The 22,009-nt window shown below is 64.6% G+C and carries 18 protein-coding genes; 4 read left to right on the top strand and 14 right to left on the bottom strand.

Features of this window, described 5'->3' with window-relative positions; all coding sequences use genetic code 11:
• Positions 1 to 15 precede the first annotated feature (15 nt).
• From XH83_RS10725 to XH83_RS10715, 3 genes are read left to right on the top strand one after another with little or no spacing between them, the layout of a single operon-like run.
• Positions 16 to 1,524 carry an ABC transporter substrate-binding protein gene (locus XH83_RS10725; RefSeq protein ID WP_194406964.1) on the top strand — a complete coding sequence of 503 codons (1,509 nt, stop codon included), beginning with the start codon at positions 16 to 18 and terminating at the stop codon, positions 1,522 to 1,524.
• Between the two features lie 10 nt (positions 1,525 to 1,534).
• Positions 1,535 to 2,476 (top strand): ABC transporter permease, encoded by a 942-nt coding sequence (locus XH83_RS10720; RefSeq protein WP_194406963.1) that lies wholly within the window; start codon positions 1,535 to 1,537, stop codon positions 2,474 to 2,476.
• A 4-nt stretch (positions 2,477 to 2,480) separates the two neighbouring features.
• Entirely contained in the window at positions 2,481 to 3,365 is an 885-nt protein-coding gene (locus XH83_RS10715) for an ABC transporter permease (RefSeq protein WP_194406962.1), read from the top strand.
• Between the two features lie 65 nt (positions 3,366 to 3,430).
• Here XH83_RS10715 and XH83_RS10710 read toward each other — a convergent pair whose 3' ends face one another.
• The 9 genes from XH83_RS10710 to XH83_RS10670 all read right to left on the bottom strand — a co-directional run bounded on the left by XH83_RS10710 (position 3,431) and on the right by XH83_RS10670 (position 14,890).
• The gene (locus XH83_RS10710) at positions 3,431 to 4,177 is read right to left on the bottom strand and encodes a hypothetical protein (RefSeq protein ID WP_194406961.1); all 747 of its coding nucleotides are present in this window, start codon (positions 4,175 to 4,177) and stop codon (positions 3,431 to 3,433) included.
• A gap of 9 nt (positions 4,178 to 4,186) precedes the next feature.
• Positions 4,187 to 5,437 (bottom strand): adenylate/guanylate cyclase domain-containing protein, encoded by a 1,251-nt coding sequence (locus XH83_RS10705; protein WP_194406960.1) that lies wholly within the window; start codon positions 5,435 to 5,437, stop codon positions 4,187 to 4,189.
• Positions 5,434 to 5,823 carry a response regulator gene (locus XH83_RS10700; protein WP_018315558.1) on the bottom strand — a complete coding sequence of 130 codons (390 nt, stop codon included), beginning with the start codon at positions 5,821 to 5,823 and terminating at the stop codon, positions 5,434 to 5,436. The genes XH83_RS10705 and XH83_RS10700 overlap by 4 nt, the downstream gene beginning before the upstream one ends.
• Positions 5,820 to 8,396 (bottom strand): ATP-binding protein, encoded by a 2,577-nt coding sequence (locus tag XH83_RS10695; RefSeq protein ID WP_194406959.1) that lies wholly within the window; start codon positions 8,394 to 8,396, stop codon positions 5,820 to 5,822. Before XH83_RS10695 ends, XH83_RS10700 begins: the two co-directional genes overlap by 4 nt.
• A 156-nt stretch (positions 8,397 to 8,552) precedes the next feature.
• Positions 8,553 to 11,648: a MexW/MexI family multidrug efflux RND transporter permease subunit gene (locus tag XH83_RS10690; protein WP_194406958.1), complete on the bottom strand. Its 3,096-nt coding sequence runs from the start codon at positions 11,646 to 11,648 to the stop codon at positions 8,553 to 8,555.
• A 70-nt stretch (positions 11,649 to 11,718) separates the two neighbouring features.
• Positions 11,719 to 12,912, bottom strand: coding sequence for an efflux RND transporter periplasmic adaptor subunit (locus tag XH83_RS10685; RefSeq protein WP_194406957.1), 1,194 nt, complete (start codon positions 12,910 to 12,912; stop codon positions 11,719 to 11,721).
• Position 12,913: 1 nt separating this feature from the next.
• Positions 12,914 to 13,615: a TetR/AcrR family transcriptional regulator gene (locus XH83_RS10680; protein WP_194408225.1), complete on the bottom strand. Its 702-nt coding sequence runs from the start codon at positions 13,613 to 13,615 to the stop codon at positions 12,914 to 12,916.
• Positions 13,616 to 13,760: 145 nt separating this feature from the next.
• Positions 13,761 to 14,351, bottom strand: coding sequence for a thiamine pyrophosphate-dependent enzyme (locus XH83_RS10675; protein WP_194406956.1), 591 nt, complete (start codon positions 14,349 to 14,351; stop codon positions 13,761 to 13,763).
• Positions 14,348 to 14,890: a phosphonopyruvate decarboxylase gene (locus XH83_RS10670; protein ID WP_194406955.1), complete on the bottom strand. Its 543-nt coding sequence runs from the start codon at positions 14,888 to 14,890 to the stop codon at positions 14,348 to 14,350. The genes XH83_RS10675 and XH83_RS10670 overlap by 4 nt, the downstream gene beginning before the upstream one ends.
• 104 nt (positions 14,891 to 14,994) lie before the next feature.
• On the opposite strand from XH83_RS10670, the gene XH83_RS10665 reads away from it, so the two are divergent.
• Positions 14,995 to 16,215 (top strand): cytochrome P450, encoded by a 1,221-nt coding sequence (locus XH83_RS10665; protein ID WP_194406954.1) that lies wholly within the window; start codon positions 14,995 to 14,997, stop codon positions 16,213 to 16,215.
• Between the two features lie 99 nt (positions 16,216 to 16,314).
• Here the strand turns inward: XH83_RS10665 and XH83_RS10660 are convergent, their stop codons facing one another.
• The 5 genes from XH83_RS10660 to XH83_RS10640 form a co-directional block, all read right to left on the bottom strand.
• On the bottom strand, positions 16,315 to 17,178 hold the full coding sequence (locus tag XH83_RS10660) for a sugar phosphate isomerase/epimerase (protein ID WP_194406953.1): 864 nt from the start codon (positions 17,176 to 17,178) through the stop codon (positions 16,315 to 16,317).
• Positions 17,178 to 18,368, bottom strand: a complete 1,191-nt coding sequence (locus XH83_RS10655; RefSeq protein ID WP_194406952.1) for a dihydrodipicolinate synthase family protein — start codon at positions 18,366 to 18,368, stop codon at positions 17,178 to 17,180. The genes XH83_RS10660 and XH83_RS10655 overlap by 1 nt, the downstream gene beginning before the upstream one ends.
• A gap of 10 nt (positions 18,369 to 18,378) precedes the next feature.
• The gene (locus XH83_RS10650; protein WP_194406951.1) at positions 18,379 to 19,530 is read right to left on the bottom strand and encodes a Gfo/Idh/MocA family protein; all 1,152 of its coding nucleotides are present in this window, start codon (positions 19,528 to 19,530) and stop codon (positions 18,379 to 18,381) included.
• Complete coding sequence (locus XH83_RS10645) at positions 19,527 to 20,924, bottom strand: hypothetical protein (protein ID WP_194406950.1); 1,398 nt, start codon at positions 20,922 to 20,924, stop codon at positions 19,527 to 19,529. Before XH83_RS10645 ends, XH83_RS10650 begins: the two co-directional genes overlap by 4 nt.
• A 203-nt stretch (positions 20,925 to 21,127) precedes the next feature.
• Complete coding sequence (locus XH83_RS10640) at positions 21,128 to 21,970, bottom strand: ABC transporter ATP-binding protein (RefSeq protein ID WP_194406949.1); 843 nt, start codon at positions 21,968 to 21,970, stop codon at positions 21,128 to 21,130.
• Positions 21,971 to 22,009 lie beyond the last annotated feature (39 nt).

Genomic DNA, 22,009 nt, shown 5'->3' with positions numbered 1-22,009 from the left:
AATGGGGATTGACCGATGAAGATGTTTCGCCTGGCCGCAACGGCCGCCGCCATCCTGTTGTCGATCGCAGCCGCGCAGGCCCAGAGTACGTTGCGCATCGGCCTCGCCGAGGACCCCGATATCCTCGATCCCACGATGGCGCGCACCTATGTCGGCCGCATCGTCTTTTCCGCCTTCTGCGACAAGCTGTTCGACATCGACGAGAAGCTCAACATCGTGCCGCAGCTCGCGCTATCGAGCGAGACCGCCGACGACGGCAAGAGCCTCGTCATCAAGCTGCGCCCCGGCGTGAAATTCCACGACGGCGAGCCGTTCGACGCGGAAGCCGCAAAGTTCTCGCTGGAGCGGCATCTGACCTTCCCCGGCTCGTTCCGCAAACCGGAGCTGGCCTCGGTCGATCATATCGAGGTCGTCGATCCCCTCACAATCAAGCTGGTGCTGAAGTCGCCGTTCTCGCCGCTCTTAGCCCAGCTCACCGATCGCGCCGGGATGATGGTGTCGCCGAAGGCGGCGAAGGAAGGCGGCGACAAGTTCGGCCTGCGCCCGGTCTGCGCCGGCCCCTACAAATTCATCGAGCGGGTGCAGCAGGACCGCATCGTGTTCGAGAAATTCGCGGACTACTGGAACAAGGACAATATCTTCATCGACAAGATCGTGTTTCAGCCGATCGTCGATGCCACCGTGCGGCTCGCGAACCTGAAGTCCGGCGGGCTCGACCTGATCGAGCGTGTGCTCGCCACCGATCTGAAGGACGTGCGCGCGGATTCGCGGCTGAGGGTCGCGACCGCCATCGAGCTCGGCTATCAGGGCATCACGCTCAACATCGGCAAGGACAAGGCCAAGGGACCGCTCAGCCAGTCCGCCAAGGTGCGGCAGGCACTCGACCTGGCCATCGACCGCGAGGCGCTCAACCAGGTCGTGTTCAACGGAGAGTTCCAGGTCGGCAATCAATGGGTAAATCCTGACCATCCCTACTATCAGAAATCGCTCCCGGTCCGTCCGCGCAACGTCGAGAAGGCCAAGGCGCTGCTGAAGGAAGCCGGCGTAACGCCGCCGGTGAGCGTCGACTTCCTGGTGCCGAAGGGCGCGGAGACCGAGACGCCGGCGCAGGTGATCCAGTCGATGGCGGCGGAAGCCGGGTTCGACATAAAGATCCGCCTCACCGAGTTCGCAACCGGACTGAAGCAGGCTGAGGCCGGCGACTACCAAGCCTACATGCTCGCCTGGAGCGGCCGCGTCGACCCCGACGGCAACACCTTCGTGTTCCTGCATAGCGGCGCGCCGCAGAACTATGGCGCGTGGAACAATCCGCAGGCCGACAAGGCGCTGGAAGACGCGCGGCTGGTCACTGATCCCGCCAAGCGCAAGGCCAGCTATGAGATGCTCGCCAAGCTCGTACAGGACGAAGAGCCGCTGCTCTACCTCTACCACCGCCGCATCATCATCGCGCACACGACCAAGCTCGAAGGCTACAAGCAGATGCCCGACGGCCTCGTGCGCGTGGTCGGCCTCAAGCTGAAGTGACGACGAGAGGATGCTGAACTTCCTCGCCCGCCGCCTTGCGCAGATCGTGCCGACGCTGTTCTTCGTCTCGGTGCTGATCTTCTCGCTGCAGCAATTGCTGCCGGGCGATCCCGCGCTGGTGATGGCGGGCGAAGAGCGCGACCCCGCGGTGATCGAGCAGATCCGCCGCCAGTACAAGCTCGATCAGCCCGTCCCGGTGCAGTATGCCTACTGGATCAAGGGCGTGCTGTCGGGCGATTTCGGCGAGTCGCTGCGCAACAAGATGCCGGTGCGCGAGCTGATCGCACAGAAGCTGCCGGTGACGCTGCAGCTCGGCTCGATGGCGATCGTGATCGCGTTCCTGATCGGCATTCCCGCAGGCATCGTCGCGGCCGTGAAGAAAGGCTCGGCTTGGGACTATGGCGCAAACCTGTTTGCGCTATGGGGCATCTCGACGCCGAACTTCTGGCTCGGGATCATGCTGATCTTCCTGTTCTCGATCGAGCTCGGTTGGCTACCGGCGTCCGGCTACGTGCCGCTCACCGAGAACTGGCGCGCCAGCCTGGCTGCCACCATCATGCCGGCTTTCGTGCTCGGCAACGCGATCGCCGCGGTGCTGATGCGGCATACGCGCAGCGCCATGCTTCAGGTGCTGGAAAGCGACTACGTCCGCACCGCACGCGCCAAGGGATTGTTGGAGCGCTCGGTGATCCTCAAGCACGCCATGCGCAATGCGCTGACGCCCGTCATCACGCTCGGCGCGCTGGAGCTCGGCACGCTGCTGTCCGGCGCCGTCTTGACCGAGCAGATATTCTCCATCCCCGGCTTCGGCAAGCTGATCGTGGATGCCGTCTTCAACCGCGACTACGCCGTGGTGCAGGGCGTGGTGCTGGTGACGGCGACCGTCTACATCACGCTGAACCTCGTGGCCGATATCGCCTACATCCTCGTCAATCCGCGGCTTCGAGGCTAGATCCATGACCGACGCCGCGCTGCCGAGCCCTCTCACCCTCGCCGACGAGCTGGATAGCCCGGCCCGCCGCGCGCGTCGGCGGCTGTTCAAGCGCAAGGCGGCGGTGTTCGGGCTCGTCGTGCTCGTGCTGGTCATCGTGCTCGCCGTGCTGGCCCCGCTCATCGTGCCCTACGATCCCATCGCGACGAGCTGGAGCCTGGTACGCAAGCCGCCCACCGCGGCGCATTGGTTCGGGACCGACGAGCTCGGCCGCGACATCCTCAGCCGCGTCGTCTACGGCGCACGCGCCTCGCTGCTCGCGGGCCTCATCTCGGTCGCGATCGCGCTCGGCATCGGCGTTCCGCTCGGCCTCCTCGCCGGTTATCGCGGCGGCTTCCTCGATGCGCTGATCAGCCGGATCACGGACGCGATGCTGGCCTGTCCCTTCCTGATCCTGGCGATCGCGCTCGCCGCGTTCCTCGGGCCGAGCCTCGGCAATGCCATGATCGCGATCGGCATCTCGGCGACCCCGATCTTCGTCCGCCTGACCCGCGGCCAGGTGCTCGTCGTCAAGGCCGAGGATTATGTCGAGGCTGCGCGCGCGCTCGGCAATCCGCCGTGGCGGATCGCGCTCTCGCATATCCTGCCGAACATCCTGCCCGCACTGCTGGTGCAGGCGACGCTCTCGATCGCCGCCGCCATCATCGCCGAGGCCGCGCTCTCGTTCCTCGGCCTCGGCCAGCAGCCGCCGGCACCGTCCTGGGGCAGCATGCTCAACGCGGCGCAGCGCTTCCTGACCCAGGCGCCGTGGATGGCGATCTGGCCGGGGCTTGCGATTTTCCTCGTGGTGCTGTCGCTGAACCTGCTCGGCGACGGCCTGCGCGATGCGCTGGATCCCAGGCAGCGCTAACGCTGAAGGAACGAGCCTCGCTTGGCGCTCCGACGAAAGGGACTTCCCTCCTCAGCACAAGGACCTCAAATCACCACCTCCCGCATCACGCGGCGGCAATCCATCTCGTATTCGAGATCGACCACAGGCGGCCGTGCGAAATGCCAGGTCAGGCCGGAGCGCAGCGCGCCGCGGCGGACCAGTTCATCGACGAGCGCGTGGTGGAAGTCGTGGACGGAATAGGCCTGCACGCCGGTCGTGTCCTTCCAGCCGAAACCGAACGCCGCCATCCGGTTCTCCATCTGCGACGTCGTGGTGAAGCGCACCTTTTCCCGCAGCCCCTCCGGGCTGAGGTCGCGATAGCGCACGGTGCGCTCGACATAGGTCCCGCTGCCCTCGCGCGCCTCGGCGCCGCCGGCGATCACGAACGACGCTGCCTTGGAGCGCGTGGGGCGGGTGAAGGAGAACGCATAGAACGACGGCTCGGCCGGCGGATCGATCTCAGGGCAGACATTGCTGCGTGCCACCGGGTTGGTGGTGCCGTCGAAGATGCCCCATTCCGACAGCGTCTTCACATAATGCAGGTTGAACGCGCGAAAGCCCTCCTCGCTGAAGGCCGCCGGCGAACGCAGTTCGCAGGCGCAGAACGCCGTCAGGGGACGACCCGCCTCCTGGATGAACTTTGCCGCCATCGCAAAGCCTTCCGCGAGCGGCATCAGGCGATCGAAGCGGACGCGCTCGATCTCATAGCCCTCATCCGCGGCTGCGCCCGCAGAATATTGAAACACGGACGGAATGAACCGGTAATTGCCGGCAGAGAACTCACGAACCATGACGCACTCCTATTCAAGCTGCATGCGAATGCCCTTGGCGCCGTTGAGCAGGCGCTTCAGGTGAAAGCCGGCCAGGGAATCGTCGGCATGCATGCCGACCAGCGCGGCAAAGGCCGGCATGGCCGCCGCATCGCCGGCTTCCATCTTGGCGAAAGCCTCAGAGTACAGCGCCGTTTCCGGCGCTTCGAATTTGCCCGGGGGCAGCGGCTCGAACGCGCGTAGCGGCTCGCTGCGCCCACGCAGCATCAGCTCGCCCACGGGGCGGCCTTGAAAATTCTCAGCCGCTGCGGCAACGCTGGCGCTGACGCAAATGCGGGTGCCCAGATGCTTGTTGGCGGCCTCCAGCCGCGCCGCGATGTTGATGGAATCGCCATACGCGGTGTAGTCGAAGAAGCGGTTGCCGCCAAAATTACCGACCAGCGCCGGGCCGGCGTGAATGCCGATGCGGGTGGCGCCAAAGGCAACGCCCATGGCACTCTGGCGCGCGCGAAACTCCTGCGCCCAGACATCGAGCTCGTGGGCGCAGGCCACCGCGCGCGTGGCATAATCGGGCTGATCTCCGGGCGCGTTGAAGAGCACCTGGATCGCGTCGCCGATGATCTTTGCGACCGTGCCCTCATGGGCAAAGACGACCTCGGTCATGCCGCCGACATACTCGTTGAGCAGCTTGCCCAACGTCTCGGGCGGCGCAGTCTCGACCAACGAGGTGAAGCCGGTGATGTCGGTGAAGATGGTAGCGACGTCGCGCCACTGCACTTCGATGCCCTCGCCCTCACCGCTGGCGGCCAGACGCCTGGCGAGCTCAGGCGAGAAATGACGCGACAGCGCGGCGTGGGCGCGCTCGGCTTCCATCTGGCGGCGCTTCACCTCGCGCAGCATCTCGATATGACGGATGGTCTTCCCGATCGTGGCTTCCAGATCGGCAAAGTCGATCGGCTTGGTCAGGAAGTCGAACGCGCCGCGGTTCATCGCGGTTCGGATGTTGCTCATGTCGCCATAGGCGGAGACGATGATGGTCGACTTCTTGTCCTCGGCTTCCTGGAGCTTCGCCAACAGCGACAGCCCGTCCATCCGGGGCATGTTGATGTCGGAGACCACCATGTCGACTTGCGGATTCTGTTCGAGCGAAGCCAGCGCCTCGATACCGTCGCGAGCGAACATGATCGTGACCTCTCCGCCGCGAATCTGCCTGCGGAACTTTTGCAGGACCAGCGCCTCGAGGTCCGGCTCGTCATCGACGAAGAGGATGGTCGCGCTCATGCGGCTTGCTCGAGCCTCGTGTCGATCTCCTGCCGCAGCAGCGCGAAATCGATCGGCTTGGTGAGAAGCCCGACGGCGCCGCGCTCGATCGCCTTCCGCCGGGTCTCGGCGTCACCATAGGCCGTGATCATGATCACGGGAACGTCCGGGTGTGCGGCGCGAACTTTCGGCAGCATGTCCAGCCCGCTCATGCCGGGCATATTGATGTCGGACAGGATCAGGATCAACGAGGGGTCGCGAACCTCCGCGGCGCGCTTGAGCGCATCGGGCGCCGACGAGGCGAACTCCATCTGGAAGCGGCCGGCGCGCAGCTCGCGGCGGAATTGCTGCCGGAACAGCGCCTCGACGTCGGGCTCATCGTCGACGACCAGGATGTAAACGTTCAAGACTTGCCTCCGGAAGTGTCGCCTGCCGTCATCGTGCGCGGCAGGGTGATGACGAATTCGGTGAATACACCGGGTGTGGAGTTCACGTCGATGGTGCCGCCGTGCTGTTTCACGACGATATCATGGCTCATGGACAGGCCGAGGCCGGTGCCCTCGCCGGCCGGCTTGGTGGTGAAGAAGGGATTGAACATCTTCTCCATCACCTCGGGCGGAATGCCGGTGCCGTTGTCACGGATCCGGATTTCGACCCTGGCGCCGAGGTCCTTGGTCGCGGCGCTCAAGGTGGGCTCGAACGCGTCGCCCGCGCTCTCCTTGCGCTTGGCGGCGGCATAGAATCCGTTGGAGATCAAATTGAGGAGGACGCGCGTGATCTCCTGCGGATAGATGTCGACCATGCCGGCGGCGGGATCGAGGGCGCGCTGAAGCGCGACGTTGAAAGACGGTCGTTCGGCGCGCGCGCCGTGATAGGCGAGGTTGAGGCTCTCCTCCACGACCGCATTGATATCGACGGCGCGATGCTCGCCGGAGCCTTCGCGCGAATGCAACAGCATGTTCCTGACGATGGAATCGGCGCGCTTGCCGTGCTGCACCACCTTCTCGAGGTTGCCCTTGAGCATGTGGGTGAGCTCGTCGACCTCTTGTTTGGTCTTGCCGTCGAGGCTTGCCGCTTCGAGCACCTCGTTGAGCTCGTCGATCAGCTCCGTCGAGAGAGCGGAGAAATTGTTGACGAAGTTGAGCGGGTTCTTGATCTCGTGAGCGATGCCAGCGGTGAGCTGGCCGAGGGACGCGAGCTTTTCGGTCTGGACAAGGCGGTCCTGCGCGGTGCGCAGATCGTCGAGCGATCGCGACAGTTCTGTCGTGCGTTCCTGAACCTCCTCGAACAGTCGGACATTCTCGATCGCGATGAGGGCCTGATCTGCGAAGGTCGTAGCGAGTTCTATTTGCTTGTCGCTAAAGGGCCGCACCATATGCCGCGTCAGGACGAACACGCCGATCGGTGTCCCCTCTCGAAGGAGAGGGACACCGAGCATCGTACGTACGATGGAACGCCGGCGCGCGGCCGAGGGGGCATAGTCCGGGTCGGCCTGCACGTCCGGAACATGGACCGTCTTGCCATCGAGCAGTGTACGCCCGACCACACTCCCACGCTCCGGTACGGAGGCGAAAGTCCGAAGCTTGCTTTCCTGCTCCGCGTCGAGCCCGCAGCTTGCCGCCAAATAGAAAACGCCGTCGCGAGGCCGGAAGATCGTGCCCTCGTCCGCGTCGCACAAGCGCGCGGCCGATGCGACCAGCGTGTTCAGCACGGTCTGCAGATCGAACGCCGAACGGCTGATGACCTTCAGCACGTCGGCGGTCGCGGTCTGCTGCTGCAAGGACTCGCTCAATTCCGCAGTTCGCCGTTCGACCTTGTTTTCGAGGTCCGCATAGGATTCCTGCAGGCGCGCGCCCATGTCGTTGAACTGGTCGGCGAGCCCTTCGAGCTCGTCGCCCGTCCGGATCGCGATGCGCTGGGAGAAATCGCCACCACCGATCCTTTCAGCGCCGCTGCGCAGCGCCTGGATCGGCCCGACCATACGGCGCGCGAGGAATATCCCCGCAAGCACCGCGAAGATCGACGCCGCGAGCAGCACGATCGCGAGCCGCTGCAGCGAGGCGTAGAGCGATGCATAGGCCTCCTCGACGGGCAGCTCGACGAACATGGTCCAGTGCAGCGGCTCGATCGGCGCCGAGGCGGTCAGGACCTTCTGGCCCTGGATGTTGCGCGCTTCCTCGAGCGCATCCGGCATCGTGCCGCCGGCAGCTTGCGCGGCGCGCACCTGTGCGAGGCCGGACATGTCGGTGTTGCGCAGCACGAGACTGATGTCGGGGTGGGCGATCAGGCGGCCTTCCGGGCCGACCACATAGGCGTGCCCGCGCTGGCCGACCTTGATCTGCGAAACCACGTCCCAGATCAGCTTGAGATTGACCTCGGCGATGCTGACACCGGCATCCTTGCGCGCGCCGGCCAGCGCCAGCGTCATGTAGGGCTCGGACTCCCGGCGGAAATAGACCGGCCCGTAATAGACCTTGTGGGCGACCGCCTCGATGAACTTGGGGTCACCGGACAGGTCGGTCCCGCTCTCGATCGCGTCCATCGCCAGCCGCGAGACCCGCAACCGTTCCTTGCCGGTCGAATCCACCTGGGCAAGCTCGGTGATGGCAGGTACCTGACGCAGCAGCCGCAGCGCGTCGAACCGGCGCTGCTCGATCGAGCTCGCCGACCACGGCAGTTGCGTGGTCCAGCCGAGCTGGCTCTCGATCTCCTTGACGAACTGGCCGATCTTGGCCGCGGCTGCTTCGGCCTGCTCATGCTGGACCTGGATCAGCGAGGCCTTGTGCTCACGATAATAGAAGAAGACCTCGAACAGGCCGTTGGCCAGCAGCGCGATGGCGACGACGGCCACGAACAGCGCAACGTATTTGGTGAACAGCCGCGCCCGGATCCCCCGTCCCGCGCCGGAGGCGGCGCCAGCCGGAGCCGCGCTCGGCAGCGTCCCAGCTTGCGGGGTGTCAGGATGGAGGGAAAGGCTCATCCCGCGAAACTAGCAAGAAGCGCGGACCTTGTCTCTTGCGAGCGCAGGAGGCCGCGCCCCCCAGGGCTGCGGCGCCGACTGCGGATGCGGTGGCACAACGAAAAAGGGCGGCAGCGGATGGACCGCTGCCGCCCCCTGGTTCGCTTGCTGACAGCTTCAGGTCGGCCGCAGGGCCTTGGCGTCGAGATCGAGCTCGGCAACCTGCTTGTTCCGCTCGGAATCGGCCGCGGCACGGTGGTCGGTCGCCAGCACGACGTACACCGCCGGCAGCACGAACAGCGTGAACAGCGTGCCGATCGACATGCCCGCGACGACGACGAGGCCGATCGAGAAGCGGCTGGCCGCGCCCGCGCCGGTCGCGGTCAGAAGCGGGATCAGGCCGGTCACCATCGCGGCCGTGGTCATCAGGATCGGCCGCAGGCGGATGCGGGCCGACATTTCGATGGCCGAGCGGCGGTCGAGCCGCTCGTTGACCTGGAGCTCGTTGGCGAACTCCACCATCAGGATACCGTGCTTGGTGATCAGGCCGACCAGGGTCAGCAGCCCGACCTGTGTGTAGATGTTCATGGTCGCGACGCCGAAGAACAGCGGGATCAGCGCGCCGACGATCGCCATCGGCACCGAGATCATGATCACCAGCGGGTCGCGCAAGCTCTCGAACTGCGCCGCGAGCACCAGGAAGATGATGATCAGGGCGAAGCCGAAGGTGATCGCGAGCTGGTTGCCCTCCTGAACATATTGCCGGGAATCCGCCAGATAGTCATGGCTGAAGCCCTGCGGCAGCTTCTTGGCCTCGCTTTCGAGGAAGTCGACCGCCGCGCCGACCGTCACGCCGGGCATCGGCACCGCCGAGAACGTCGCCGAATTGAGCTGATTGTAGTGCGTCAGCGAATTTGGATCGGTCTTGGTCTGGATCGACACCACCGTCGACAGCGGAAGCTGCTGGCCGGTATTGGTCGTCACGTAGTAACCGCCGAGCGATTCCGGCGACAGCCGCTTGGCGCGCGGCACCTGCGGGATCACCTGATAGGACCGCCCCTCGAGATTGAAACGGTTGACGTAGTTACCGCCGAGCAGCACGGCGAGCGTCGCACCGAGGTTCTGCATGTTGACGCCGAGATCCTGCGCCTTGCTGCGGTCGATCGTCACCTTCACATTGGGCTGGTTGAAGTTGAGATCGCTATCGGAGACGATGAACATGCCGCTCTTGCGGGCTGCGTCCTTCAGCTTCTCCATCTGCTCGTAAACCGTCTGGAACCCCGCCGTGGAGTTGATCACCATCTGAACCGGCAGGCCGCCGGGCCCGCCAGGCAGGGGCGGCAGGTTGAAGGCGAACGCTTGCACGCCCTCGATCTTGGAGAGTTCGGCCTGCACCAGCGGCTTCAGAGCGATAGACGAGCGCTTGCGCTCGTCCCAGGGCTTGAGCAGCATGCCGGCGATGCCGCCCTGCGGGCCGTTGATGCCGTTCAGCACGAAGCGCAGATCGGTCTCGGGGAATTGCTGGAATTTCTCGTCGAGTTTCTCGCCATAGAAATCGACATAGTCGATATTGGCGTATTTCGGTGCCTTGGTGACCGCGAACACGATGCCCTGGTCTTCCTCCGGCGCCAGCTCTTTCGAGGTGTGCATGTAGAGGAAGCCGACGAGCCCGAGGATGGTGATCGCGAACAGGCCCGTGATCGCCTTGTAGTCGAGCGAGCGGTCGAGCCTGCGGCCATACCAGCGCGTCAGCGCGCCGAACACCCGGTTGACGAGCTTGGCGAAGCGGCCCTCTTCGGTGTTCTTCAGCAGCACCGAGCACATCATCGGCGACAAGGTTAGCGCGATCACGCCCGACACGATCACCGAACCCGCCAGCGTAAAGGCGAACTCGCGGAACAGCGAACCGGTGAGGCCGCCGAGGAAGCCGATCGGCGCGTACACGGCGGCCAGCGTGATGGTCATCGAGATGACGGGACCAACGATCTCGCGCGCGCCTTGCAACGACGCCTGGACCGGCGTCTTGCCCTCCTCCAGATGGCGATGGATGTTCTCCACCACGACGATGGCGTCATCGACCACGAGACCGATCGCCAGCACCATCGCGAGCAGCGTCAGAAGGTTGAAGCTGAATCCCAGCGCCAGCATCAGGGTGCAGACGCCGATCATCGACAAGGGAATCGTGACGACCGGGATGATGACCGACCGCAGCGAGGCCAGGAACAGGAAGATGACCACGATCACGATGATCACGGCTTCGCCCAGCGTCTTCTCCACCTCGTCGATCGAGGACTGGATGAACTTGGTCGAGTCGTAGGCGACCTTCATCTTCATCGACGGCGGCAGATTGCGTTCGAGCTCGGGGAACAGCGCGCGCACGCCCTTGACCAGCGTCAAGGGGTTACCCTGTGGGGTGGCCTGCACACCGATGAAGATCGCGTGCTCGCCGTTGAAGGCGACGCTCGCATCGGTGCTCTGGGCGGCGAGCTCGACGGTGGCGATGTCCTCCATTCGTACGAAGCCGCCGTCCTTCGCCTTGACGATCATCTTCTTGAACTGGTCGACGTTGGTCAGGCCCGTATTCGTCGAGACGTTCGAGACGATCAGATAGCCCTTGGCCTGTCCGGCCGCGGACTGGAAGTTGTTGGCCTGGATCGCCGACGCCACGTCCGCCGGCGACACGTTGCGGCCGGCCATCTTCTCGGGGTCGAGCCACAGCCGCATCGCGAAGGTCTGCCCGCCGAGGATGTCGGCGGAAGCCACGCCGTCGACGGTCGACAGCACCGGCTGCACCACGCGCGTCAGATAATCCGAGATCGCCGAGCCCGAGAGCTCCTCGGACGAGAAGCCGAGATACATCACGGCCGTGGTCTGGCCCGTGGTCTTGGTGACGATCGGGTCGTTGGATTCCTTCGGGATCAGATATTTGACCGAATTCGTCTTCGCCAGCACCTCGGTGAGCGCCTGGTTCGGATCGAAGTTCAGCTTGATGTAGACCTGGATCGTCGAGGTGCCGAGCACCGAGGACGACGTGATGTAGTCGACGCCCTCGGCGGACGCTACCGCCTGCTCGATCGGCGTCGTGATGAAGCCCTGGATCAGGTCCGCAGATGCGCCCGGATAGACGGTCGTGATGTTGATGACCGTGTTCGACAGCTTGGGATATTGCCGGATCGGCAGCACCATCGCCGCACGCAGGCCGATCAGCAGAATCAGCAGGCTGACGACGACCGACAGAACCGGGCGCTTGATGAAAATATCGGTAAGGGCCATCGCGGCGATCTCGATTTCTTTGTCTCAAGAGAAGTGATCCGGCGAGGCCGGATCACTCGAATGTCATGGATCAGTAGCGCGGCGGCTGCGCCGGGATCTGCGGAACCGGGTCGGTCGAAATCGACACCGCAGCGCCCGATTGCAGCTTGAGCTGGCCGACGGCGACGACCTTGTCGCCCGCCTTCAGACCCTTGATGATCTCGACGCGACCTTCGACCCGGCTGCCGGTCTGCACGAAGGTGCGCACCGCGGAGAGACTGGTCTTGCCATCCTCTCCTTTCTTCTCGGTGATCACGAACACGGAATCGCCGTACAGCGTGTAGTCGACCGCCGTCTCCGGCACGGTGATCACGGCCGGCTTGTCCGGCAGCACCACCGTGGTGTTCACGAACATGCCGGGCTTAAGGATCTTCTCCGGATTGGCAACGGTCGCCTGCACGCGGATGTTGCGGGTGTCGGCCGAGATCTGCGGCTCGATCGTGGTGATCTTGCCCTCAAAGATCCGGCCCGGATAGGCATCGACCTTGAGGCGGACGGTCTGGCCGACCTTGAGGCTGCCGGAATCCTTCTCGGTCACCGTGAAGTTGGCCCACAGTTCGGAAAGGTCGGTCAGCGACACGATCGCCGTGCCTGCCGTCAGATATTGACCGACCTCGACCTTGCGGACGCCGAGATCACCGGCGAAGGGTGCGCGCACCAGCTTCTGCGAGATCAGCGCTTCAGTCTTGGCGATGCCGGCCTGCGCCTGGTCATAGGCAGCCTGCGCGGAATCGACGGTGGCCTGCGGCCCGAACTGGCGCGAGGCGAGCTGCTTGGCGCGATCGAGCGACAGCTGCGCGACGGTTGCCTGGGCCTTGTAGTTGGCGAGGTCGCCCTGCTCCGGCGCGTCGAACAGTTGCACAAGCGGCGTGCCGGCCTCGACACGCGTGCCCGGCTCGAACTTGATCTCGGTGACGCGGCCGTTGACGTCGGCGCTGACGTCGACCTGGTGCACGGCGACGAGGCCGCCGACCGCGGTGAGCAGGTTCGGCACCACTTCGGATTTCGCCTCCGCCGCGCTGACCGCGGTCGGCGGCGGCTTGTTGTTGGCGAAGAACTGCTTGATCATCTGGCCGCGGAAATAATTGAACCAGACGAGGCCGCCGACGAGCGCGGCCAGCAGCGTGCCGACGATGATGAACCAGAGCACCGGCCGGACCGGACGCTTGGGAGCCTTGTTGTCGATCGGTTCGCCCGAAATCTTATGTTCGGTTACGATGTTCATGTCATGCACTTTCTGCAATCGCCGTCCTGCCGGCATCCGCGGCCTGATCGTGGCCCAGATGCGAAGCAATTGCGGCGTCGTTAAGTCCGATACCCCTCAGGAGAAACTCACACAGCTGCCGCTCGAGGTCGTCAGCCTTGCCGTAGACCAGGCAAGGCGTGGCCGAAAGTCTGGTCAGCGCCGTGGTCATCACCGTGTGATGCGCAAACCAGAACAGGTTGAGCGGATCGCCGCTGCATGGCCGCGCGTCCCCGGCGACAACGGCACGTTCGAGCGAGGCGACGAAGATCGCCCCGATCAGCGTCTCGATCTTGGCATACAGCAACCGGGCGAATTCGCCATCATCCAAATGGCTCGTGGCCATCAGTCGCAATCGCTGTGCCTCTTCCTGATCGGGACCATCGGCGATGTGGAGGAAATGCTGGACCATGCCGCGGATCACCTCGACCAGTGTGGCGGTCGAAGGCTCCCGTTCGAGAAGTTCGGTGAGCGCCGGATCGGCCTCGCATTCGTCGCTGAGGATTTCGGCGTAGAGCGCCGCCTTGGACGGGAAATGCTTGAACAGCAGCGCCTCGGAAATGGCAGCGGCGGCCGCCACGCTCTTCGTCGTGGTGCCGGTATAGCCATGTCGGGCAAAGCAGCGCTTCGCGGCACCGAGGATCAATTGACGCCTCAGGTCGCTCGTCATACGCAATGAGCTCATGCTGGGTGAGTAAGCACTCACCCACGCAGAAGTCAAGCATTATGTTGCATCGCAACCTAAGTGCGTTGTAAATTCAGTGGAAATTGATCCCGCCCGCTCGGGTCGCGTGCAGGCCCTAGGCGCCACCGGAAGGGACAGGGCCGCCCTAGATCGGCTGGAAGCCGAGGTCGCCGCGGATCCGGTTGAGAATGTAAGTCCCGTCCCGGCTTGGCAAAATCCGCTCCAGCTCGGCGCTGCCGATCTTGATATTGGCAAAGCGCGGCCCGGCCGAGACGTCATGGACGGCTTTGGCGAAGGCCTCGACCTCGGCCATGGTCGTGACAGAACGGCTGTCATTGATGCCGCAGGCGCGGGCGACGCCGACGAGATCGGCGGCCGCCGAAGTGTGGCTGGTCTGCCCGCCCGTCTCGCCATAGGCCTCGTTATCGAGCACCGCGATCGACAGGTTGGACGGCTTCTGCAGGCCGATGGTGGCAAAGCTGCCCAGGCCCATCAGCATCTCGCCGTCGCCGGTAATGACCAAGACCGGCAGCTTCGGCTGCGCCAGTGCGAGGCCGAGCCCGATCATCGCAGCGCCGCCCATGCCGCCCCAGAGGTAGAAGTTACGGGCGTGGTCGCCGGCCGCGCACATGTCGTTGGTGGAGGCCCCGAGGCCGCCGATCGCGACGACGTCCTTGCGGTTCGCAAGCAGTGTGGAGACCACCTGCCGGCGGTCGAGGAGATTGGCCTTGCTCATTTGGTGAAAACCTTAGCGCCGATCAGGCGCTGCGACAGGAGGACAGCGGTGGGCGTCAGCGCGTTGTAGGCCTGCGATGCAGCCGCCTCCAACACGGCCGGCACCTCGGCCGCGTGCGAGGCGCGCAGCACCTGGACGCCCGAGAGCTCGAACACGCCCTGCGTGGTCGATCCCATCGGCACCTGCCACGGGTTGAACTCGCCCCACTCGCCGCGCATGGTCACGAGGGTGAGGAATGGAAAGCGCAGGATCGGGATCAGCGACAGCATGTTGATGCAATTGCCGACGCCGCTCGACTGCATCAGCAGCACGCCGCGCTGCCCGCCGGTCCAGGCGCCGGCGAGGAGCGCAACGCCCTCCTCCTCCGTCGTCAGGGGAATGCCGCGCATCGTCGGTGAGGCCAACACGCGGTTGATCAGCTTCGAATGGCCTGCGTCAGGCACATAAGGCACCTGGCGGACGTCGAAGCGTTGCAGGGTTGCAAAGATATCATCGGGCCAAGTCGGGGCCGTGTCGGGAGCGTCAGCGCGCGCGTGCATTTTCCTGTCCGGTCGGCTAGCAGTGTTCGAAGACTGTAGACGCATGCTCGCGTCGACCGAACAACAAAAACGGCATATCGGCTTTAACCGGCGAGTATAACGGGATGAACGCAGATGCGAAGGAGCTGGCGGCAAGCTTCGACCTCGAGAAGCTGACGCCCGAGTTCTACGACAACCCCTATCCGACCTATCGTGCACTGCGGGAGAACGAGCCGGTCAAGCGCCTGCCGAATGGCACCGTGTTCCTGACCCGTTACGACGATCTCGTCACGACCTACAAGAACACGAAGTCGTTCAGCTCGGACAAGAAGCGCGAGTTCGCGCCGAAATACGGCGACACCCCGCTCTACGAGCACCACACCACCAGCCTTGTCTTCAACGATCCGCCGGCGCACACGCGCGTGCGGCGCCTGATCATGGGGGCGCTGTCACCGCGTGCAATTGCTGGGATGGAGGGCGATCTCATCAAGCTGGTCGACGGCCTGCTCGACGCCATCGCAACCAAGGGCGCGTGCGAGCTGATCGAGGACTTCGCAGCCTCGATTCCGATCGAGGTGATCGGCAATCTGCTCGACGTGCCTCACGAGGAACGCGGGCCGCTGCGCGACTGGTCGCTGGCGATCCTCGGGGCGCTCGAACCCGTCGTGTCGCCCGACGCCGCCGCGCGCGGCAACAAGGCGGTGACGGATTTCCTGGCCTATCTGGAAACGCTAGTGGCGCGCCGGCGTGCGAAGCCGGGCAATGCCGAGCGTGACGTGCTGACGCGGCTCATCCAGGGCGAGGAGAATGGCGAGCGGCTGACCGAGAAGGAGTTGCTGCACAATTGCATCTTCCTGCTCAATGCCGGCCACGAGACCACGACCAACCTGATCGGCAACGGCCTCGTCGCGCTGGACCGCAATCCCGACCAGAAGCAGCGCCTGATCGACCATCCGGACCTGATCAAGACGGCCGTCGAGGAGATGCTGCGCTACGAGAGCTCGAACCAGCTCGGCAACCGCATGACAACCGAGCGCGTCGAGCTCGGCGGCGTCATGCTCGAAGCCGGCACCTCGGTGACGCTGTGCATCGGCGCGGCCAACCGCGATCCCGCGCAGTTTCCGGACCCCGAACGCTTCGACGTCGCGCGTACGCCAAACCGGCACCTCGCCTTCGCCACCGGCGCGCATCAATGCGCAGGCATGGCGCTGGCGCGGCTGGAAGGCGCGATCGCGATCTCGCGCTTCCTGGCGCGCTTCCCGAACTATGCCGTGAGTGGACAGCCGGTGCGGGGCGGCCGGGTGCGGTTTCGCGGCTTTTTGAGCGTGCCCTGCACGATCGGCTGAGGCGCCAAAACAAAAATTGCGAAAACAACCCCATGCACAGTAGCCAACCCTCTGATTCAACTCGTCAATCAGACGGGCAGGCGCACGGTGTCAAATTACCTACACCACCGTCTTGTGCCTGGTGATGCAGGTGCTGAGCACCTCGTCCATCGGCTTGCCCCACCAATCGTTGGAAAAGATCTCGATCTCGGAATAGCCGGCAAAGCCCTGCGCCTCGACCGCAGCACGCACAGATTTGATGTCGATGACGCCGTCGCCCATCATGCCGCGGTCGTTGAGGATGTCCCTGGTCGGCACCAGCCAGTCGCAGACGTGGAAGGCCAGCAGGCGATCCTGACCGGCACGCGCGATCTGCTCCATCAGATCCGGATCCCACCAGATGTGATAGACGTCGAGCGCGACGCCGAGCATGCCGGTGCGGCCGGGGTCGAGCCGGTCGCAGATATCGAGCGCCTGCTTTGTCGTGTTCACGCAGGCACGGTCGGCCGCATAAGCGGGATGCAAGGGCTCGATGGCCAGCGGCAGCTTTGCCTGTTTGGCATAGTCGAGCATGTCGGCCAGCGCCTCCTCGACCTGCCCGCGCGCTGCCGCGATGTCCTTCGACGCATCGCTGCCCGGCCGCGAATATTGCGGCAGGCCGCCGACGACGAGAACGATGCAGGGCGCGCCCAGCGCCTTGGCTTCGTCGACGCAGCGGCGGTTGTCGTCGCGGACCTCGCCCCGGCGCGAAGCGTCCGAGGTGAACATGCCGCCGCGGCAATAGCCTGAGAGATCGAGGCCGGCATCCCGCACCGCGCGCGCGGCACGCTCCAGACCGACGGACGCAACCTGGTCGCGCCAGGGATCGATGGCGCGGACGCCGTGCCTGGCACAGGCCTCGATGATTTCGATGAGGTTACCCTGCTTGCGGACGGTCGCGGTGTTCAGCGACAGCCAGCGATGGTCGGACGAGAAATCGCGCATCAGGATTCGATACCGTGGGTAGCGAGCACGGTCTTCATCCGCTGCGTCGCGAGTTCAGGATTGGCGAGCAGGCCGGCCTTGTCGGCGAGACGGAACAGCTCTGCGAGATGCAGCGTGGAGCGCGTGCTCTCCTGTCCCCCGACCATGGTGAAATGGTCCTGGTGGCCATTAAGGTAGGCCATGAACACGACGCCGGTCTTGTAGAAGCGCGTCGGCGCCTTGAAGATGTGGCGCGACAGCGGCACGGTCGGCCCCAGCACGTCGTGGAAGCCGGCCTCGTCGCCGGCAGCTAACCGCGACAGCGCATAGGACGCCGCCGGTGCGATGGCATCGAAGATGCCGAGCAGCGCGTGTGAAAAGCCTTCGCTGTCGCCGGCGATCAGCTCCGCATAGTTGAAATCATCGCCGGTATACATCTTGATGCGCTTGTCGAGACGACGGCGCATGTCGATCTCGCGCTGCTTGTCGAGCAGCGAGACCTTGACGCCGTCAACCTTGGCGGCGTTGCCGTTGATAATGGCGACGGCCGTGTCCATCGCCTTGTCGAGATCCCCGGTGCCCCAATATCCTGACAGCGCTGGATCGAACATGTCGCCGAGCCAATGGATGATCACGGGCTCGCGGACTTGCGACAGCACGCGGTCATAGACCTTGGCGTAGTCGTCGGCGTCGCGGCCGAGTTTCGCCAGGGCACGCGAGGCCATCAGGATGATGCGGCCGCCGACCTTCTCGACGGCCGAAATCTGCTCCTCATAGGCGCGGATCACATCATCGAGGCTCCCGGCGTCCTCGACCGCGAGATGATCGGTGCCGGCGCCCGAGAACACCAGCGCGTTGCGCCGCTTGGCGGCGCCGACCGAGCGCGTGATCAGCTCGAGCGAGGTCGGCCAATCCAGCCCCATGCCGCGCTGCGCGGTGTCCATCGCTTCGGCAACGCCGAGGCCGAGGTCCCAGACGTGTTCGCGAAAGGCGATGGTCTTGTCCCAGTCGACGGCAACCGAGAGCCAGGGATCATTGTCCGCGAAGGGATCGGCCACGGTATGCACCGCGGAGAACGCGATACGGTTCAGCGGCCCCTCGAGCTTTGCGGGAAACGTGCGCGAGGCAGCTAACCGGTAAGTCTCGATCGAGCGATCGGCCTTCGGCAGCTTCAGGGACAACGACGACATGGGTTGGACGGGCTTGTTCATGTGTCCCTCCTCAGGCCTTGATTGGCGCGACGTCGATCCAGCGCCGCTCCTTCCAGCTCTTCAGCGCGCATTCGGCGAGTTGCACGCCCTTGACGCCTTCAAGCAGCGTGAACTTGTAGGGGGCATCCTCGTAGACGTGGCGGATGAACATCTCCCACTGCTCCTTGAAGCCGTTGTCGTAAGCGACATTGTCGGGCAGCTTCTGCCAGTCGCCGTAGAAATCATGCAGCCGCTTCTCGTCGGGATTCCACACCGGCCTCGGGGTCGCCTGCCGCGCCTGGATCATGCAGTCGGAGAGGCCCGCGACCGCCGAGCCGAGCGTGCCGTCGACCTGGAAGGTGACGAGGTCGTCGCGATAGACGCGCGTCACCCAGGACATGTTGATGTGGGCGATGATGCCGCCCTCGAGCTGGAACGTCGCGTAGGCGGAATCGTCCGCGGTCGCCTTGTACTTCTTGCCCTGCTCGTCGAAACGCTCGGGAATGTCGGTATTGCCGATGCAGCTCACGCTCTGGACGTTGCCGAAGAGGTTGTCGAGCACATAGCGCCAGTGGCAGACCATGTCGAGAATGATGCCGCCGCCGTCCTCGTCGCGGTAGTTCCAGGATGGCCGCTGCGCCTCCTGCCAGCCGCCTTCGAACACCCAATAGCCGAACTCGCCGCGCACCGAGAGGATGCGACCGAAGAAGCCGGAGTCGCGCAGGAAGGCGATCTTCTTCAGGCCGGGCAGGAACAGCTTGTCCTGCACCGTGCCGTGCTTGACGCCCTTGGCGTTCGCCAGCTTCACGACCTCGAGCGCCTCCTCGAAATTCGTCGCGATCGGCTTCTCGCAATAGACGTGCTTGCCGGCATTGATGGCCTGGGTCAGCAGTCCCGGCCGCGCCTGTGTGGTCGCGGCGTCGAAGAACATGGTGTCGTTCTTGTCGGCGAGCGCGGCATCGAGATCGGTGGTCCAGCGCGTGATGTTGTAACGCTTGGCGAGCGCCTCGACCTTCTCGGCGCTGCGGCCAACCAGGATCGGATCCGGCATGACGCGATCGCCGTTCTTCAGGCGCACCCCGCCCCGCTCGCGGATCGCGACGATCGAGCGGATCAGATGTTGGTTGAGCCCCATGCGGCCGGTGACGCCGTTCATGATGAGACCGAGGCGTTGGGTGGTCATGCCAATTGCTCCCTAGGTGATTTTGGCTGTTCGAGCGGGCTGAGCGCCGACCAGTCCGGATGGACCGACGTCGCAAAGCCCGCAGCATGGAGCGATCCCGTCAGGAGATCGCCGTCGTGAATGGAGAGGCGGATGCCCTGCCCGGCATCGGCGTAGAGATCGGGATGCGCGGTGGCAAAGGCCTGCGCTTCGGCGAGAGGCGTTTCACCGAAGCCATCGACATAATGATGGCCGTTGCGCTCGGCGTGGGTGGCGCCGATAAACGCGCCGAGCGCGAGGTCCTGCTGCACGGCAAGGCCGGCCTGGCAGGTGAGGTCCTCGCCGGAGACGAAGAACTGCTCGCCTTCCCCGCTCCATTTCGCTGCGCGCGTTGCATTGACGATGGATTTGTAGAGGCCCTTGCAGGACTTCGAGGAGATGCCGCGATAGCCGAGCGCCCGCGCCGCCGGGAAGGCATCGTAGGAATCGTCGGCTTCGTCGACGATGAAACCGCGGGCGGCTAGAGCGCCGAGCGGGGACTGCCGCGTGATATCGCGCGGCATCGGCTGTTCGACATAGAGCAAGCGCGAGGCGATCGGCCGCAGCGCGGCGTCATGATCGAGCCGGTCCATCAAGGCCTGCAACGGGGCAAGGTCGGCATATTGCTCATTGGCATCGAGCGTGACGCTGGTGTCACCCCCCAACATATCGAGCTCCTTGCCGATCCGCGCCAGGCGCGCCCCATCGGCGACGGGGTCGCCGGACAGCTTGAGCTTGTAGTAACGAGCACCAGCGCTCTCGCGCGAGTCGGCAACGCCGCCCTCGCCTTCGATCGTATCATCGAGACCAACCGTATGCCTGATAGCAACACGCTGCAGCGGCACCCGGCTGGCGAGAAAAGTCGTGATGTCCCTCTCGCTCAGGTCAGGAGAAAGCCGCGCATCGATGCCGGCGACGTTCGCGGCCATTCCGCGGAAAAAGCTTGTCTCTGCGGCGCGCAGCAGCGCATCGAGGATTGCCTTGTCGATTTCCGCGGGACCATACGCGGCGGCAAGCAGCGGAATGTTCTCTTTCGCGCAAGCCGCGACCTGGGCATTCATGCACGAGGCGTGCAGACCGAACGCCGTCTGATATCCCGTGCTCGCCAGATAGAGCCCGCGCGCGATCTCCAGCGACCGTCGCAGCCCGTCGACCGTCTGCGCCGGCGACAGCTCCGGCCGCTTGTCGAACCATTTCGGCACCAGCAGCTCGGCGCTGGCGCCGACCTCAACGCCCCTGCCCTCGACCTCGATCTCGACCCTCACGAAGAGCTGCGGCGTTGCATTAATTGTAATCGCGCCGAAGCGGAACGGCCGCGCGAAATGCACGGGACGTTCGAAGAAGGCGATGTCTCGCAGCTTCAGGCGCGGCGCCATGGTGTTAGTTCTTTCCCGAGATGCAGCTCAGGCGGCGTTGCACCTCTCCCGCTTGCGGGAGAGGTCGGCGCAAAGCGCCGGGTGAAGGCTTTCTCTTCCGGGGGGTTCTCGCGAGTGGAGACACCCTCTCCCCAACCCTCCCCCGCAAGCGGGGGAGGGAGCGCACCGCGCTTGAGGCGATCAATGAGAATCCGATGACCACTCTAATCCAACGCCCCTTGCGAGAAGAAATGCTTGCGGATGCGCTGCACGAGCTCGGTGAACACTGGGTCGGCCATCACGTCGAGCGAGCGCGGGCGCGGCAGCGGCACGTCGTAGATCGCGGCGATTGCGCCGGGGCGCTCGGTCATGACCAGCACGCGGTCGGCGAGGAACACGGCTTCCGGAATCGAATGCGTGATCAACAGCACGGTCTTCTTCGTCTCGCGCTGGATTCGCATCAGCTCGACGTTCATGCGCTCGCGCGTCAGCGCATCGAGCGCGCCGAACGGCTCGTCCATCAGCATGATCCTGGGATCGTGCACCAGCGCTCGGCAGATCGAAGCGCGCTGCTGCATGCCGCCGGAGAGCTGCCAGGGCAGCTTCTTCTCGAAGCCCTCGAGACCGACCAGCTTCAACAGTGACTTGGCGCGATCGAGGTATTCCTGCCGCGGCAGTCGCTTCATGTCGATCGGCAACATCACGTTGCTCAGGATGTTGCGCCAGGGCAGCAGCAACGCGTTCTGGAAGACGATGCCGACATTGCCGTGCGGCGTCGTCACCTTCTCGCCCTCGACCAGGATCTCGCCCGACGTCGGCGGCAGCAATCCCGAGATCAGCTTGAGCAGCGTAGACTTGCCGCAGCCGGAGGGGCCGACCACGACGAAGAACTCGCCGTCATTGATATGGAAGTCGAGCGGCCGCAGCGACGGCACGTCGCCATCGCGCGTCCGGTAGGTCTTGGACACGCCCGATAGTCTGATGCCCGAAGCATCGCCCGCGCGGTCTGAGACCAGGCGCAGATGGGTGGACGGTTGCATATCGATTGGCTTGGTCGCTGGGTTCATCTCACCTCTCTCCAACCGTCGTCCCTGCGAACGCAGGGA

It is taken from the genome of Bradyrhizobium sp. CCBAU 53351, from assembly GCF_015291745.1.
GTDB lineage: Bacteria > Pseudomonadota > Alphaproteobacteria > Rhizobiales > Xanthobacteraceae > Bradyrhizobium.
This window is presented reverse-complemented; position numbering and strand designations above follow the sequence as displayed.